Genomic DNA, 15,077 nt, shown 5'->3' with positions numbered 1-15,077 from the left:
CAGCCTATCGACAACCTTCGGGTACCTTCGCCCGAAGGATTTCTGTTTGTGAGGAGACGTCGACCTTGGGCCCGAAATTGTTTAAGCCGTCCATCGATTGGTCTAGAGCATTCCCGGATTCCGTGTATTGGGTCGGCAAAGCCTGGACGATCAGTGCCATCTGTGTGCTCGCGATATTGGTTCTGCTCAGGTATTTGACGCCCTGGGGCCGGCAGTTCTGGCGGATCACCCGCGCATACTTCGTTGGCCCCAACAGCGTTCGCGTGTGGCTGATGCTCGGCGTGTTGTTGCTTTCGGTAGTGCTGGCAGTGCGCCTGAATGTGCTATTCAGCTACCAAGGCAACGACATGTACACGGCCTTGCAGAAGGCCTTCGAGGGCATCGCCTCTGGCGATGGCACGGTCAAACGCTCAGGCGTGCGAGGATTTTGGATGTCGATCGGGGTTTTCAGCGTGATGGCCGTGCTGCACGTGACCCGGGTCATGGCCGACATCTACTTGACGCAGCGCTTCATCATCGCCTGGAGGGTCTGGCTAACCCACCACCTCACACAAGACTGGCTCGACGGCAGGGCCTACTACCGAGACCTGTTCATCGACGAAACGATCGACAACCCCGACCAGCGCATTCAGCAAGACGTCGATATCTTCACCGCCGGGGCAGGCGGCACTCCGAATGCTCCCTCCAACGGGACGGCCAGCACGCTGCTTTTCGGGGCCGTGCAGTCGATCATTTCGGTGATTTCTTTCACAGCGATCCTGTGGAATCTCTCGGGCACCCTGAATATCTTCGGCGTGTCCATCCCGCGCGCAATGTTCTGGACCGTGCTGGTCTATGTGTTCGTGGCCACGGTCATCTCGTTCATCATCGGGCGGCCCCTGATCTGGCTCAGCTTCCGCAATGAAAAGCTCAATGCCGCTTTCCGTTACGCGCTGGTTCGGCTACGCGACGCCGCCGAGGCGGTGGGTTTCTACCGCGGCGAGCGGGTGGAAGGTACCCAGCTACAGCGGCGGTTCACGCCGGTGATCGACAATTACCGTCGCTACGTTCGGCGCAGCATCGCATTCAATGGATGGAATCTGTCGGTGAGCCAGACAATTGTTCCGTTGCCGTGGGTCATCCAGGCGCCTCGATTATTCGCCGGGCAGATCGACTTCGGCGATGTCGGGCAGACGGCGACTTCCTTCGGCAACATTCACGACTCGTTGTCGTTCTTCCGCAACAACTACGACGCGTTTGCGTCCTTCCGCGCAGCAATCATCCGATTGCATGGGCTGGTCGACGCCAACGAGAAAGGCCGCGCCCTGCCCGCGGTCCTGACCCGACCGAGCGACGACGAGTCCGTCGAGCTCAACGACATCGAGGTGCGTACGCCTGCCGGCGATCGGTTGATCGACCCGCTCGATGTGCGGCTGGACCGCGGAGGCTCGCTGGTGATCACCGGGCGTTCTGGGGCCGGCAAGACCACGCTGCTGCGCAGTCTGGCGGAACTGTGGCCCTACGCATCGGGGACCCTGCACCGGCCGGGCGGCGAGAACGAGACGATGTTCTTGTCGCAGTTGCCGTATGTGCCGCTGGGGACGCTGCGTGACGTGGTGTGCTACCCCAACTCTGCGGCCGCCATCCCCGACGCCACCCTGCGGGACACGCTGACCAAGGTGGCGCTGGCCCCACTGTGTGACCGGCTGGACGAGGAACGCGACTGGGCCAAGGTGCTCTCCCCCGGTGAGCAGCAACGTGTTGCCTTTGCTCGCATCCTGCTCACCAAACCCAAGGCGGTCTTCCTCGACGAAAGTACCTCGGCGCTGGACACCGGGCTGGAGTTTGCGCTCTACCAATTGCTGCGCAGCGAGCTGCCGGACTGCATCGTGATCAGCGTCAGCCATCGCCCCGCCCTCGAGCGGCTGCACGAAAACCAGCTCGAACTACTCGGTGGCGGCCAATGGCGGCTGGCCCCAGTCGAGGCGGCGCCCGCCGAAGTGTAAGCCGGGACGAGCTTCCCAAATCGGCGTGGCCGCTTCCGTGATCGCGATACGCTGAATCCGTCGATCTCTGGGGAGTGACCAGGCGATCGGTAGCGGCCCCGCGCCGGGGCCACAGGGTGTTGACGAGGTGCCAGATGTCATTTGTGGTCACGATCCCGGAGGCGCTAGCGGCGGTGGCGACCGATTTGGCGGGTATCGGGTCGACGATCGGCACCGCCAACGCGGCCGCCGCGGTCCCGACCACGACGGTGTTGGCCGCCGCCGCCGATGAGGTGTCGGCGGCGATGGCGGCATTGTTCTCCGGACACGCCCAGGCCTATCAGGCGCTGAGCGCCCAGGCGGCGCTGTTTCACGAGCAGTTCGTGCGGGCGCTCACCGCCGGGGCGGGCTCGTATGCGGCCGCCGAGGCCGCCAGCGCGGCCCCGCTAGAGGGTGTGCTCGACGTGATCAACGCCCCCGCCCTGGCGCTGTTGGGGCGCCCACTGATCGGTAACGGAGCCAACGGGGCCCCGGGGACCGGGGCAAACGGCGGCGACGGCGGAATCTTGATCGGCAACGGCGGGGCCGGCGGCTCCGGCGCGGCCGGCATGCCCGGGGGCAACGGCGGAGCCGCTGGCCTGTTCGGCAACGGCGGGGCCGGCGGCGCCGGGGGGAACGTAGCGTCCGGCACCGCAGGGTTCGGCGGGGCCGGCGGGGCCGGCGGGCTGCTCTACGGCGCCGGCGGGGCCGGCGGCGCCGGCGGACGCGCCGGTGGTGGGGTGGGCGGTATTGGTGGGGCCGGCGGGGCCGGCGGCAATGGCGGGCTGCTGTTCGGCGCCGGCGGGGCCGGCGGCGTCGGCGGACTCGCGGCTGACGCCGGTGACGGCGGGGCCGGCGGAGACGGCGGGTTGTTCTTCGGCGTGGGCGGTGCCGGCGGGGCCGGCGGCACCGGCACTAATGTCACCGGCGGTGCCGGCGGGGCCGGCGGCAATGGCGGGCTCCTGTTCGGCGCCGGCGGGGTGGGCGGTGTTGGCGGTGACGGTGTGGCATTCCTGGGCACCGCCCCCGGCGGGCCCGGTGGTGCCGGCGGGGCCGGTGGGCTGTTCGGCGTCGGTGGGGCCGGCGGCGCCGGCGGAATCGGATTGGTCGGGAACGGCGGTGCCGGGGGGTCCGGCGGGTCCGCCCTGCTCTGGGGCGACGGCGGTGCCGGCGGCGCGGGTGGGGTCGGGTCCACTACCGGCGGTGCCGGCGGGGCGGGCGGCAACGCCGGCCTGCTGGTAGGCGCCGGCGGGGCCGGCGGCGCCGGCGCACTCGGCGGTGGCGCTACCGGGGTGGGCGGCGCCGGCGGAAACGGCGGCACTGCGGGCCTGCTGTTTGGTGCCGGCGGCGCCGGCGGATTCGGCTTCGGCGGTGCCGGGGGCGCCGGTGGGCTCGGCGGCAAAGCCGGGCTGATCGGCGACGGCGGTGACGGCGGCGCCGGAGGAAACGGCACCGGTGCCAAGGGCGGTGACGGCGGCGCTGGCGGCGGTGCCATCCTGGTCGGCAACGGCGGCAACGGCGGCAACGCCGGGAGTGGCACACCTAACGGCAGCGCGGGCACCGGCGGTGCCGGCGGGCTGTTGGGTAAGAACGGGATGAACGGGTTACCGTAGCCGGGAGGCCGGCTACCGCGCTCCCGGCGTCTTACCTGAAGCCGCGCTGCGACTGTGAATCTCACGACGCCTTGTCGGCGTGTCGCGTCGCAGGATTCCCAGTCGCGGCGCGAGGAGGCTTACATGCCCTGCGCTCGGGCTGCCGCATGCGCTCCGGCGCGACGCCCGAAAAACGACCCCTCACCCAGCTGGGTCCCGCTGGCATATCCCTTGCCGTCCTGGGCGATATTGGACGCGCATGCCCCGACCGCGTACAGGCCGGCCACCACCGCGCCGTCGTCGCGCAGTACTTGACCGTCCACCGACGTGGCCAGCCCGCCCAGAGTGAATCCGGCATACATCGCCTTGCCCAGCGACATGTCGAACGCCCCCCACGGCCCGTTGTCTTGTGCTGCAAGGAATTCCGGCTGCTTGTGGAAATCGGGATCTGCGCCGCGCGCGGCGTAGGCGTTGTAGCGGTCCAGCGTCGCCGCCAGGTTGCCCGGTGGAATGCCAAGCGCGGCTTCCATTTCCACAACCGTTTCCCAGCCGTCGATCAACGGGACTAGCGGCATCTTGGGGTGCTCCAGGTGGGCTTCGTCGACGATCAAATACGCCGCGCTGTCTGGCTGTTCCATGATGAACCCAGCGGTCCTGGAATGGTAGGAGTCCTCGGCGACGAACCGCTGTCCGAGTTTGTTGACGATGATGCCGGTGAGCAAGATCGACGGCGGGTACGGCGGAGCCGTGATGAACATCTGGTCCATGTGTTGGGTGGCGCCGCCGGCTGATACACCCAGCCGGATGCCCAACCCGTCGTCGTAGGTGTTGCCCAGCACGAACGGCTTCTCGGCCAGTTTCGGAGTGTATTTGGCCACCATGTCCGGGTTCATCACGAATCCGCCGGCCGCGATGATTACCGACTTCGCTTTGATTGCACCGGTTTCGGAGAACCGCTTCCACATCACCCCGGTTACCTTGCCGGTCCCGTCCACGATGAGCTCGGTGGCGCCCGTCTCGTAGCGGATCTGTATCCCCAGGCTTGCGGCTCGCTTGAGCAGCAGGTCGATCACCATGGCGGCACCGCCGGTGTCGCCCGGCACGGGTACCTTGTGCCCGCGCGGTGCCGGCACCGCCAACTCCAGGAATGGCCACACCTTCTCATTTCCGGTGAACATCAAGCCCTCGGTGTTGGGTTGAATCACAGCCTTGCCGGGAAAGTAACTACGCTCGAACTGAAAACCCAGGCCCTCCAACCAGTTGAAATGCTCGACGCTGCCGTCGCAATAGGCGCGAATCTTGTCGTGATCGGGCTCTCGGGAGACCGCGACCAGGTACTTGTACATCTCCTCGGGTGAATCGGGATGACCGGTCGCCAGCTGCACCGTGGTTCCGCCCCCCAGGTAGAAGTGCCCCCCGGCAAGCGCGGTGGTGCCGCCCGCCGCGGCGGCACGTTCGAGCACCAGTACCCGGGCGCCGGCGGCGGCCGCGCTGACCGCCGCGCAACCGCCGGCGATGCCGAAACCAATCACCGTTACATCGACGTCATCCGACCAGGACGTCACGGTCTCCGCACTAACGGTGGCGGGTATGTCGGTGCTCATTGGCGCCGCTCCTCGTCATCGCTTCGTCCCCCGCAAGCGGGCGGTACCCCCACTGCATCGTCGCCGGCGCGGCTCATTGGCGCCGCTCCTCGTCATCGCTTCGTCCCCCGCAAGCGGGCGGTACCCCCACTGCATCGTCGCCGGCGCGGCTCATTGGCGCCGCTCATGTCGGCACTTGCACCTCCGCTTGCTTCGGCCAATGCGGCTTCGAGCCCCTGGTGTAGACCCGGCCCACAGTCCCGCAAAAGTCACTATAGATATTCTCTACACGAACCGACGATACTAACTCGAAGGGCATCTCTCCGAGATAGCTCAACGAGATACTCGCGACGACATCGCGGGCTTGCCCAGACTGCTACAGGTGTCGTGCGCAAAGCGGACATCGCGCATCCGAATCCGCTTCCGGACGCCTAACAAGCCGGTGAGAGCCGTTTCGGCGGCTTCTAGGTCCGGGGGTAACCCCTGCGATCTGTATCAGCGACAGAACGAGAAGGATGAGCGTCTCGCAGGACAGCCCAGCTTGCCAGAGGCCAGAAAGGGCTCAGATTGCATTTGCCACCACCGCAAGTGTCAGCACTGGTAGCCTTGAGTGAACACGTTCTAATTCCGGCTGGACACGCCGATTGCAGCAGCTTCAATGCTCGGCCAGCACGGCCACCAGCAGCCGTGTCTGGGCATCGAAAACCACTCCTGGATCGGTTAGCATGTCGGCCCCGTACTGACCGAATACCTCCAGGCTGATCGCGCCCACCACGCCCGCCCAGAGCAGAAAGCACTTTGTGACGACACGATCGTCGCCGGGAAAGCCGAACTCCTGCCGGATCTTTTCGAAGTCCGATGACATCGGCTGCGGCGCAACGTCATCGGTTAACCTGATGTCTCCGGTGGCGATTCCCGCGGCGATCGCGTCGAAGAACGCTCCGACCACGCGGGTGGCGACGCCCGCGGTACGGTCAGGCGGCGCGTGATAACCAGGAACCGGGCTACCGTATAGCAAGGCCCAGCGGGCGGGGTTAGTGACTGCCCAACCGCGCACCGCTCGAGCGATTGCGATGACGTCGTCACTCCACGAGTCGGCGACGGTGTCGTCGCGGGCTCGGTCCACGGTATCGGCCAGGTCGGAGTAGGCGTCGACGAGCAGCAAAGTCAACAGCTCATCACGACTGGACACATAGCGGTATACGGCCGAGGACACCATGCCCAGGTTGCGGGCAATTGCCCGAAGCGACAACCCGGCCGCGCCGTGATCCAGCAGCTGGCGACGGCCGAGTTCGACAATTTTCGCCTCGATCTGTTCCCTCGCATCCCGGCGTTTGCCCACGCGGCAAGTCTGACACAACCGAGATCACCGCTCTAGCAAACACACGGCGATCAACCTGGTGGCCGCTAACGGGGTGCTTGCTAAGCAAGGGGCGTCACGCCGAGATCCGCGTGAACCTGCTCGGACGTCGACCGCCAGGACACCGCCGCGGGAAAGCCGCCCCAGACGCTGTTGAAGATCCCGACGATCTGCGCGGGGCCGCCATCGGGGGCCAGGTAGACCGGGCCCCCCGAATCCCCCTTCTCACTGAGCACGCCGTGGGACATGGTGAACCAGCCGTTGTTGACGCTTTCGACGGTCCCACAGGTTTCGCCTGTGCTGACGCCGAAATGGCAGACCGCTTGGCCCGGGTGAAGAACCACACCCGGTCTGGATTCCAGTGCACGCCCGCTCGGCAAAATGTTGCTTGCCGTGACGTCGTCAGCCAGCACAATCGCCTCGTAGTCGGCGATCAACTCGTGCGTGGCCACGGTGGAGCCGCTGGGTGTGTTGTCCCGGATGGCCCTGAGATGGCCGATAACCTTGTAGTCCCGGCTGGTGACCGCTCCCCCGCCCCGACAATGCCCCGCGGTAAACGCGATTTTCAGAGCTGGGTCGACGTAGCCCAGGGTGCAGACGTGGTTGTCCTGACGGATTTCCATGCCGGGGAACACCAAGACCGGATCGGCACTGGCGGTCGCCGGCGAAAACCCGGCCGCCAATAGGGCGACCGTCGCTGCGAATGCGCGTGGTACCAGGCGGACCACCTTGAACTCCCATCCGTCGGGGCCAAGCGCATCGCCCGCCGCCGGTTACGGCTAAGGCGTACCAAAACCCGACGGTAATACTTTCGCAATGTCGGGTCGCGACGTTACCGAGACGTGACCAGGGAGGCGGCGGCATTGGATTTATCGATGGTGCGCGGTTCCCAGCCCGGCGGTCCGAAGACGTAGCCCAGCCGATCCCGCAGACGTGTTGCCGACCGCCAGTCACGCACGATCGCCACGTACTCGCGGGTCTGCAGCTTCCAGATGTTGAACGTGTCGACCCGCTTGGTCAGGCCATAATGCGGTCGGAATAGCTCCGGCTGAAAGCTACCGAACAGGCGGTCCCAGATGATGAGGATGCCGCCATAGTTCTTGTCCAGATACACCGGGTCCATTCCGTGGTGGACCCGGTGGTGCGACGGGGTATTGAAGACGAATTCGAACCACCGCGGCAGCCTGTCGATCCGCTCGGTGTGCACCCAGAACTGGTAGATCAAGTTCAGCGACCAACTGCAGAACACCATCCAAGGGGGAAGCCCCATCAGTGGCAGCGGAACCCACATGAGAATCTCGCCGCTGTTGTTCCACTTCTGGCGCAGCGCGGTGGCGAAGTTGAAGTATTCGCTGGAGTGATGCGCCTGGTGGGTAGCCCAGATCAGCCGAACTCGGTGGGCGATGCGGTGATAGGAGTAGTACAGCAGATCGACACCAACGATCGCGATCACCCAGGTGTACCACCGGTGGGCGGACAGCTGCCAGGGGGCAAGGTAGGCATAGATTGCGGCATAACCGAGCAGGGCAAGGGACTTCCAGCCGGCGGTGGTGGCTATCGAAACCAGCCCCATCGAGATGCTGGCCACCGAGTCGCGGGTGAGGTAAGCGCCCGAGGCGGGCCGTGGCTGCCCGGTAGCAGCGGTCTCGATGCTTTCCAGCTTGCGGGCCGCCGTCCATTCGAGAATCAGCAGCAATAGAAAACATGGAATGGCGAACAGTACCGGGTCCCGCATTTCCTCGGGCAGCGCTGAGAAGAATCCGGCGACGGCATCCACATCAGACAGGCTACGACTCGCATGCGTGACAGGTGACGACTTGACAGTGAAGCCGCTTGCCCGAAGGCCGTTGTTCCCTATCCGGTCGGTGCTGTTAGAGACTTTATGCCCTACCCGGGTCAGGTATATTTATCGCACACTTGGGCACATGACACACAAGCGCCAGAATCCCGGACCGAACCGAGCACCGTGGGTGGGCAGCCTCCATACAGCGATGACCTGATCGATCATCGGCCAGGGCGCCGGGCTTCCAACCGTGGCCGTCTCAGTACCCAGCCTCATTGACCCTTCGACGCATCCACTGCGCGTAAGTCGGCTCAACCCTTTCAAACCGCTGGATTACCGACCGCAGAAAGGGGGCAGGACATGATCACAAACCTCCGACGCCGAACCGCGATGGCAGCCGCCGGCCTAGGGGCTGCTCTCGGGCTGGGCATCCTGCTGGTTCCGACGGTGGACGCCCATCTCGCCAACGGTTCGATGTCGGAAGTCATGATGTCGGAAATTGCCGGGTTGCCTATCCCTCCGATTATCCATTACGGGGCGATTGCCTATGCCCCCAGCGGCGCGTCGGGCAAAGCGTGGCACCAGCGCACACCGGCGCGAGCAGAGCAAGTCGCACTAGAAAAGTGCGGTGACAAGACTTGCAAAGTGGTTAGTCGCTTCACCAGGTGCGGCGCGGTCGCCTACAACGGCTCGAAATACCAAGGCGGAACCGGACTCACGCGCCGCGCGGCAGAAGACGACGCCGTGAACCGACTCGAAGGCGGGCGGATCGTCAACTGGGCGTGCAACTAACAATCGCTAACCAGCGAGCCGAAGCCGAATGTGCCAGCGTACGCTGCTCTGACCCGGTATCTGCTACGCCGATGGCGATCCGCTCGATACTCCGCTGGCAGCCCGAGCGGGGGGTGTCCCCTACCCTGGCTGCCCCGGCTGACGGTATTCACCGGTATCCCATGATGCACTCAATCCCGATGCCTGCACCTTCTGTAAGCTCGCGACGGCTAACGGGGTTATCGGATGGCCCGGGCTCGAAGGAGGTTGGCACGTGTGGATGTTCCTGCCCGGTCGCCACGCGGCGGCGGCGATACCCCAGAGTCGTCAGGTGTTTAGCCGTTGACCCGGGTGGTGGTGATCGGCTCCGGGTTCGCGGGCCTGTGGGCGGCGCTCGGTGCGGCCCGACGACTCGACGAGCTCGCCGTCCTAGCGGGCACGGTCGACGTCATGGTGGTGAGCAACAAACCGTTTCATGATATCCGGGTTCGCAACTATGAGGCTGATCTGAGCGCCTGCCGCATCCCGCTCGGCGACGTGCTCGGCCCTGCCGGCGTTGCGCATGTCACCGCCGAGGTGACCGCGATCGACGCCGACGGCCGCCGCGTCACCACGTCGACCGGTGCCTCATATAGCTATGACCGACTGGTCCTCGCGTCGGGCAGTCACGTGGTCAAACCCGCGTTGCCAGGACTGGCAGAGTTCGGTTTTGATGTCGACACGTACGACGGCGCGGTCAGGCTACAGCAGCATCTGCAAGGACTGGCCGGCGGGCCGCTGACATCGGCGGCGGCAACCGTCGTGGTCGTCGGTGCCGGGCTGACCGGTATCGAGACGGCCTGCGAGTTGCCGGGCCGACTGCACGCGTTGTTCGCCCGTGGTGATGGTGTCACCCCCCGCGTGGTACTCATCGACCACAACCCCTTCGTCGGCTCCGATATGGGTTTATCGGCGCGGCCGGTGATCGAACAGGCGCTGTTGGACAACGGCGTCGAGACCAGAACCGGCGTGAGCGTTGCCGCCGTCAGCCCGGGCGGTGTAACGCTGTCATCGGGGGAACGGCTGGCAGCGGCCACCGTGGTGTGGTGCGCCGGCATGCGGGCCAGCCGCCTGACCGAGCAGCTGCCGGTAGCCCGTGATCGGCTGGGACGCCTGCAAGTCGACGACTACCTGCGGGTGATCGGGGTGCCTGCGATGTTTGCTGCTGGCGATGTGGCCGCGGCCCGGATGGATGACGAGCACCTGTCGGTCATGTCGTGTCAGCATGGGCGCCCGATGGGCCGCTATGCCGGCTGCAACGTCATCAACGATCTGTTCGACCAACCGTTGCTGGCTCTTCGGATCCCTTGGTATGTCACGGTTCTCGATCTAGGATCGGCGGGCGCGGTGTACACCGAGGGATGGGAACGCAAAGTGGTATCGCAGGGCGCACCGGCCAAGACCACCAAGCAGTCAATCAATACCCGGCGGATCTACCCGCCGCTGAACGGCAGTCGGGCAGACTTGCTGGCTGCGGCCGCGCCGCGAGTACAGCCCCGCCCCTAGTGTCGTGGGTCATTCGGCCTGCGCGTGCTCACCGGCATACCAGTGCACAGCGTAAACGCCCGGCTGCAGCGACAGTTCCGCCACCAACCGCTCTAGCTTGGCCGGGGTATGGCCAACCATCAATAGGTGGGCCGTCAACGTGATGTTGTCGTCTCCGGCCGGCCCCGTGCGTATACCCCGCAGCGTGATGTCGTTGCTGCTGGTGCGCTGCACGATATGGGCACGTACATAGGTCTCTGCTTTGGGCCGACAAATCACCCGTACCTGGTAGGGCTGCAGCCCTTCGTCTTCGACGGCGTTGTCGCGGTCGACCAGCCGGCCAAGTGGGCGCCCCAGGAGATGGACAGCGACGATGGTTCCGGTGCCAATCAGGGTGAACACCAGATGCCCGGAGGCGGCCAGCACTCCGACCGCGGCCGAGCACCAAAGCGTGGCAGCCGTGTTCAGACCGCGGACGTTGAACCCCTCCCGCAGGATGACCCCGCCGCCCAGGAATCCAATTCCAGAAACCACGTAGGACGCCACTCGGGTGGGGCTGCTGTCCTCGGTGGCGACCGCGTACAGCACGAACAAGGTAGCACCGGTCGCCACCAGAGCGTTGGTGCGCAACCCAGCCATCCGCGCCCGCCACTGGCGCTCGAGCCCGATAATGGCCCCGCAACCCACTCCGACGGCCAGCCGGAGAGCGAAATCGGCGACAGTCAGCGTTTGCATGACGCCGAGTCCTTCCCGATCGCAAGACGGCCACGGCAGCCAACCACGCGCAGGTTAACAGCAGTTTGAGCCTAGGCGAACCGGGTGCATCGCAACCCCCTCGGACGCACCACACCACCGCGCACCACCGCGGTGATCAGGAAATGCGCCCCGCTAACTCGGGTGATGTTCCAGGTGTTCGGGGCAGTACGCGCCTGATGCGATGGCAGCGAACTTGGCCGCGCTGTCCATGGTCAGCCCGGGATTGTAGTCCCGCAGGTCCGCGACCAGCTGTAGACCTGTTACGCCGTTAGCACACAGCCCACACATCGCCTTGGCGGCCGTTATGGCGTGGCCTGGGTCAGCGTAGGTGATGCCGGCCTGGTCCAACGCGGCAAGGAAGGCGGCATCGTCGCCTGTTGGATCGGCTTTCCCGGGTGCGGCTAGGCCGATCATGGTGGCGGCGCTCAGCAGGAGCGCTACTAGCATTCTCATAGGTCTGCATTGTCCCATCGTGCGTTGTAATTGCATCGCGTCCTGCGGCAGATCTGCTGCGAGGGCCCGACATACTTTTCGAGTCAAAATTCGGCCATCAGTACAGCAAAGCCCTTACCTACCAATGACATTGACCGCGGTCGAAGGTGACCCGCCGGACGCGGATGTCAAGACGTGACGAATCTCACGGCCACATGGCAATGGTCTAAGCCTGGATTTCCAATGCGCTTTGCTTCAGCCGGTAATCACCTCCAGTATCAGTGTGGATTTCGAATCACGTTCAGTGTGAACCCAACTGAGTATCGGGCAAGGCAACCTTGGGTTTGTCGCCGTTCGACACGTGTACCGCGTGGATGCCGGGCTGTTTCGACAATCGATCCAGCAGGCCATCAAGATCGGCCTTATCGACATTCCAGTGTCGCACTGCGTCCGGTTGCTTTTGTAGCTGCGCGATGACAGCCTCCAGCTTGACCGGCTCAGCGCTGGGCGTTCCCCCATTGGCGCGGGCCCGGGCGCCACTGCCCGTGTAGATGGCGGGGGCGGCGGCACCGAGGGCACCTCCGGTCATGCTCCCCAGAGCCATCTGACCGAGCAGGTTTGCTGGGATCTGTGTCGCGGGGGCCGCAGCCAGGCTGGTGGCCGGCAATGTGTTGGCAACTAGCCTGACCGCCGGGGTAGCTGAGGCCCAACTGGGCGGTACCGACAGGTCTCCCACCAGGTTCGCCTGACCCAGACCCGCCGATGCGGCGTGGGCCAGGCCCGCGCTAAGCCCTGACCGCAGGCCAAGTCCGGCACCCAACGACGATTTGGGGATCTCGGGCGCCGGCGGGGGTTGCCAGAACACCTTGAACTCCGTCATTCCCAGGTTGGGCGCGCTCATGGCGTCGTTGGCCCACGTGCTGAACTTGGTGACGTTGGCTGCGGTGACAAACACGTTCTGATAGGTCGTTGCGCCCGTCGGCCCGAAGATGGCGTTAATGAGTTGGCCCATGAGTTGGGTGTATTGGGTGCTGAGTGTGGCCAGGCCCTGCAGCAGGGTCGGGATGATGTCGAACGGAAACTGCGCCGCTGCACTCGAAAGCGCGGTTGTCACCGCATTGGTGCCGCTCGCTAGGGCGGTCGCTTGCCCCGTTGCGGCCGCCTGGCCGGCAAGTCCGGACGGGTTGGTGGTCTGCGGCGGTGCAGTGAACGGGGTCAGCCGCGAGGCGGTCGCCGAGGAGCTAGCATAGCCGAACATCGCCATGGTGTCCTGGGCCCACATTTCGCCGTATTCGGCTTCGGTGGCTGCGATCGCGGCGGTGTTTTGTCCGAAAATGTTGGTCGCCACCAGCGATATGAGCTGGCTGCGGTTGGCCGCAATCTGCGGCGGTGGCACCACCGCCGCGAACGCGGTTTCGTAGGCGACCACCGCGGCTCTGGCCTGGTCAGCGGCCGCCTTGGCCTGTGCCGAGGTACCCGACATCCAGGTCACATATGGTGCGGCCGCAGCGGCCATACCGGCCGACGACGGACCCAACCATGACTCACTCGCCATGCCCTCGACGATCGAGGCGTAGGAGGCCGCCATGGACTGCAATTCGGCCGCCAACCCATCCCAGGCCACTGCCGCAGCCAACATCGGACCGGCGCCCGGACCTAGGTACATCTCCCCGGAGGTGATCTCCGGTGGCTGCAATCCGAAATCCATTGCCACACCTTTCCTCAACCGGCCGCTAACTGGCTGGCCGCCAGCCACCGGCCACAGTGGCGATGACACCGTCCTTCTCTCCTCTCCGGTGGGGGCTAACACCCAGTTCAAGTGCCATCTCGAAAGTCCTGTCAGTCCGCGGGTATGACGATGATGGTGGTCGTGCTGGCGACGTCTTCGGTGACGGAACCGCCTGCGACGCGAGCAGCTCCGGCACCAGAGCGCACCGCGGTTCCTGCCAGCGCGCGTCCGGCCAGACTCGACAGGGCCATCTCGCCGAACAAGGCACCTGGTGCCTCGGCGGCCAGGGCGGGGGCGGCGCCGGTGCCCGGCAATACCGATGCGACCGCCCTCATCACCGGTGCGGCCTCGGCCCAGCCCTGCGGGACCGAGAGCGACCCGACGTAGATCGCACGGGCGATGCCCCCTGTGGCCCCACCACCGAGAGGCGTGATATCTCCGATATACCCGCCCCGTAGCGGCGCCAATGGCGACAACGCGCCGGCGGCGGCTTTCGGGCCCAGTAGGGCGGCCACACCTGGGGCGTTTTGGGCTAGGCCGAGGATCTGGCCGAACGTCAGCCACCAGCCGCCAGGTATAGCGCCCAGCCCGATGATGCTGTACGGCCCAGTGAGGTTCGCCAAGATAGTGGTGATGCTTTGCAGGACGGTGTCCCAACCAGCGCTGGCCGACGTCGCGGTCGCTGTTGTCGCCAGGCTTTGCAAGGTGCTGGGTAGCAGGCTGATCAACTGGGACAGCTGCGCTGTGATGTCAGAGCTGGCCGCGGCGCCGGCGGCCTGGGCGACGACGGCTGATTGAGCGGCCGTTGCCGACGGATTGGTCGTTTGCGGCGGCTCGCTGAACGGCGCCAACTGCGACGCAGTGGCCGACGAGCCGGCATAGCCATACATCGCGGCCGCATCTTGCGCCCACATCTCCGCGTAGTGGGCCTCGGTGGCCGCGATCGCCGGTGTGTTCTGCCCGAAGATGTTCGTGGCGACCAGCGACATTAACAAAGCGCGGTTGGCCTCGATTACCGGTGGCGGCACCGTTGCCGCAAATGCCGTCTCATAAACGCCCGCAGCGATCTTGGCCTGGGCCCCTGCCTGTTCGGCCTGGCCGGCGGTGACGCTAATCCACGCCACATATGGAGCGACCGCGGCGGCCATCGTGATCGAGGAGGGACCCATCCACGGTGCTACGGTGAGGCCCTCAATCGTTGAGCCATAGGACGCCGCCGCGGAGTACAACTCGGCGGCTAGCGCATCCCAGGCCGCTGCGGCGGCCAGCAACGGTCCGGATCCCGGACCCGCGTACATTCGCCCCGAATTAATCTCCGGTGGTAGCGCCCCGAAATCCAACATCCCTGACCTCCGGTCCCCTCGATGGCCGCCATGCTAATCACGCTCGCGTAGTTCTGCCCACCAACTGGTCAAGCTCTTATGAACTTCACCAGATATCCCAATGTCTACGTCCTGCCGATCCCATCTATTTGCGCTGCTGCACGGGTGCTTCGCCCGAGAAATTTCCGCTTATTGAGCCTGGCCCGCCTGCGCTGGTGAACG

The 15,077-nt window shown here is 65.4% G+C and carries 12 protein-coding genes and 2 other annotated features; of the genes, 4 read left to right on the top strand and 8 right to left on the bottom strand.

The window, feature by feature from the left end; all coding sequences use genetic code 11:
* Positions 1–65 precede the first annotated feature (65 nt).
* Together bacA and PE_PGRS33 are read left to right on the top strand one after the other, a co-directional pair.
* Complete coding sequence (gene bacA / locus Rv1819c; RefSeq protein ID NP_216335.1) at positions 66–1,985, top strand: vitamin B12 transport ATP-binding protein BacA; 1,920 nt, start codon at positions 66–68, stop codon at positions 1,983–1,985.
* Positions 1,986–2,119: 134 nt separating this feature from the next.
* Positions 2,120–3,616, top strand: coding sequence for a PE-PGRS family protein PE_PGRS33 (gene PE_PGRS33, locus Rv1818c; RefSeq protein YP_177846.1), 1,497 nt, complete (start codon positions 2,120–2,122; stop codon positions 3,614–3,616).
* 119 nt (positions 3,617–3,735) lie between these two features.
* On the opposite strand, the gene Rv1817 is transcribed toward PE_PGRS33, so the two are convergent.
* From Rv1817 to erg3, 4 genes are all read right to left on the bottom strand, one after another.
* Entirely contained in the window at positions 3,736–5,199 is a 1,464-nt protein-coding gene (locus Rv1817) for a flavoprotein (RefSeq protein ID NP_216333.1), read from the bottom strand.
* Between the two features lie 19 nt (positions 5,200–5,218).
* Positions 5,219–5,276, bottom strand: a repeat region (58 bp Mycobacterial Interspersed Repetitive Unit,Class III).
* A gap of 19 nt (positions 5,277–5,295) precedes the next feature.
* Positions 5,296–5,353 (bottom strand) — a repeat region (58 bp Mycobacterial Interspersed Repetitive Unit,Class III).
* Positions 5,354–5,833: 480 nt separating this feature from the next.
* Positions 5,834–6,538, bottom strand: a complete 705-nt coding sequence (locus tag Rv1816; protein ID NP_216332.1) for an HTH-type transcriptional regulator — start codon at positions 6,536–6,538, stop codon at positions 5,834–5,836.
* A 62-nt stretch (positions 6,539–6,600) separates the two neighbouring features.
* Positions 6,601–7,266: a hypothetical protein gene (locus Rv1815; RefSeq protein NP_216331.1), complete on the bottom strand. Its 666-nt coding sequence runs from the start codon at positions 7,264–7,266 to the stop codon at positions 6,601–6,603.
* Between the two features lie 104 nt (positions 7,267–7,370).
* Positions 7,371–8,273 (bottom strand): membrane-bound C-5 sterol desaturase, encoded by a 903-nt coding sequence (gene erg3 / locus Rv1814; RefSeq protein NP_216330.1) that lies wholly within the window; start codon positions 8,271–8,273, stop codon positions 7,371–7,373.
* Between the two features lie 408 nt (positions 8,274–8,681).
* Here erg3 and Rv1813c point away from each other — a divergent pair, with 408 nt between their 5' ends.
* Together Rv1813c and Rv1812c are read left to right on the top strand one after the other, a co-directional pair.
* Complete coding sequence (locus Rv1813c; protein ID NP_216329.1) at positions 8,682–9,113, top strand: hypothetical protein; 432 nt, start codon at positions 8,682–8,684, stop codon at positions 9,111–9,113.
* Positions 9,114–9,434: 321 nt separating this feature from the next.
* Positions 9,435–10,637, top strand: coding sequence for a dehydrogenase (locus Rv1812c; protein NP_216328.1), 1,203 nt, complete (start codon positions 9,435–9,437; stop codon positions 10,635–10,637).
* A gap of 9 nt (positions 10,638–10,646) precedes the next feature.
* Here the strand turns inward: Rv1812c and mgtC are convergent, their stop codons facing one another.
* The 4 genes from mgtC to PPE32 all read right to left on the bottom strand — a co-directional run bounded on the left by mgtC (position 10,647) and on the right by PPE32 (position 14,873).
* The gene (gene mgtC, locus Rv1811) at positions 10,647–11,351 is read right to left on the bottom strand and encodes an Mg2+ transport P-type ATPase MgtC (protein NP_216327.1); all 705 of its coding nucleotides are present in this window, start codon (positions 11,349–11,351) and stop codon (positions 10,647–10,649) included.
* Between the two features lie 153 nt (positions 11,352–11,504).
* The gene (locus tag Rv1810) at positions 11,505–11,861 is read right to left on the bottom strand and encodes a hypothetical protein (protein ID NP_216326.1); all 357 of its coding nucleotides are present in this window, start codon (positions 11,859–11,861) and stop codon (positions 11,505–11,507) included.
* A 244-nt stretch (positions 11,862–12,105) separates the two neighbouring features.
* Positions 12,106–13,512: a PPE family protein PPE33 gene (gene PPE33 / locus Rv1809; RefSeq protein YP_177845.1), complete on the bottom strand. Its 1,407-nt coding sequence runs from the start codon at positions 13,510–13,512 to the stop codon at positions 12,106–12,108.
* A gap of 131 nt (positions 13,513–13,643) precedes the next feature.
* Positions 13,644–14,873, bottom strand: coding sequence for a PPE family protein PPE32 (PPE32, locus tag Rv1808; protein ID YP_177844.1), 1,230 nt, complete (start codon positions 14,871–14,873; stop codon positions 13,644–13,646).
* Positions 14,874–15,077 lie beyond the last annotated feature (204 nt).

This window comes from Mycobacterium tuberculosis H37Rv, from assembly GCF_000195955.2.
Taxonomy (GTDB): domain Bacteria; phylum Actinomycetota; class Actinomycetes; order Mycobacteriales; family Mycobacteriaceae; genus Mycobacterium; species Mycobacterium tuberculosis.
This window is presented reverse-complemented; position numbering and strand designations above follow the sequence as displayed.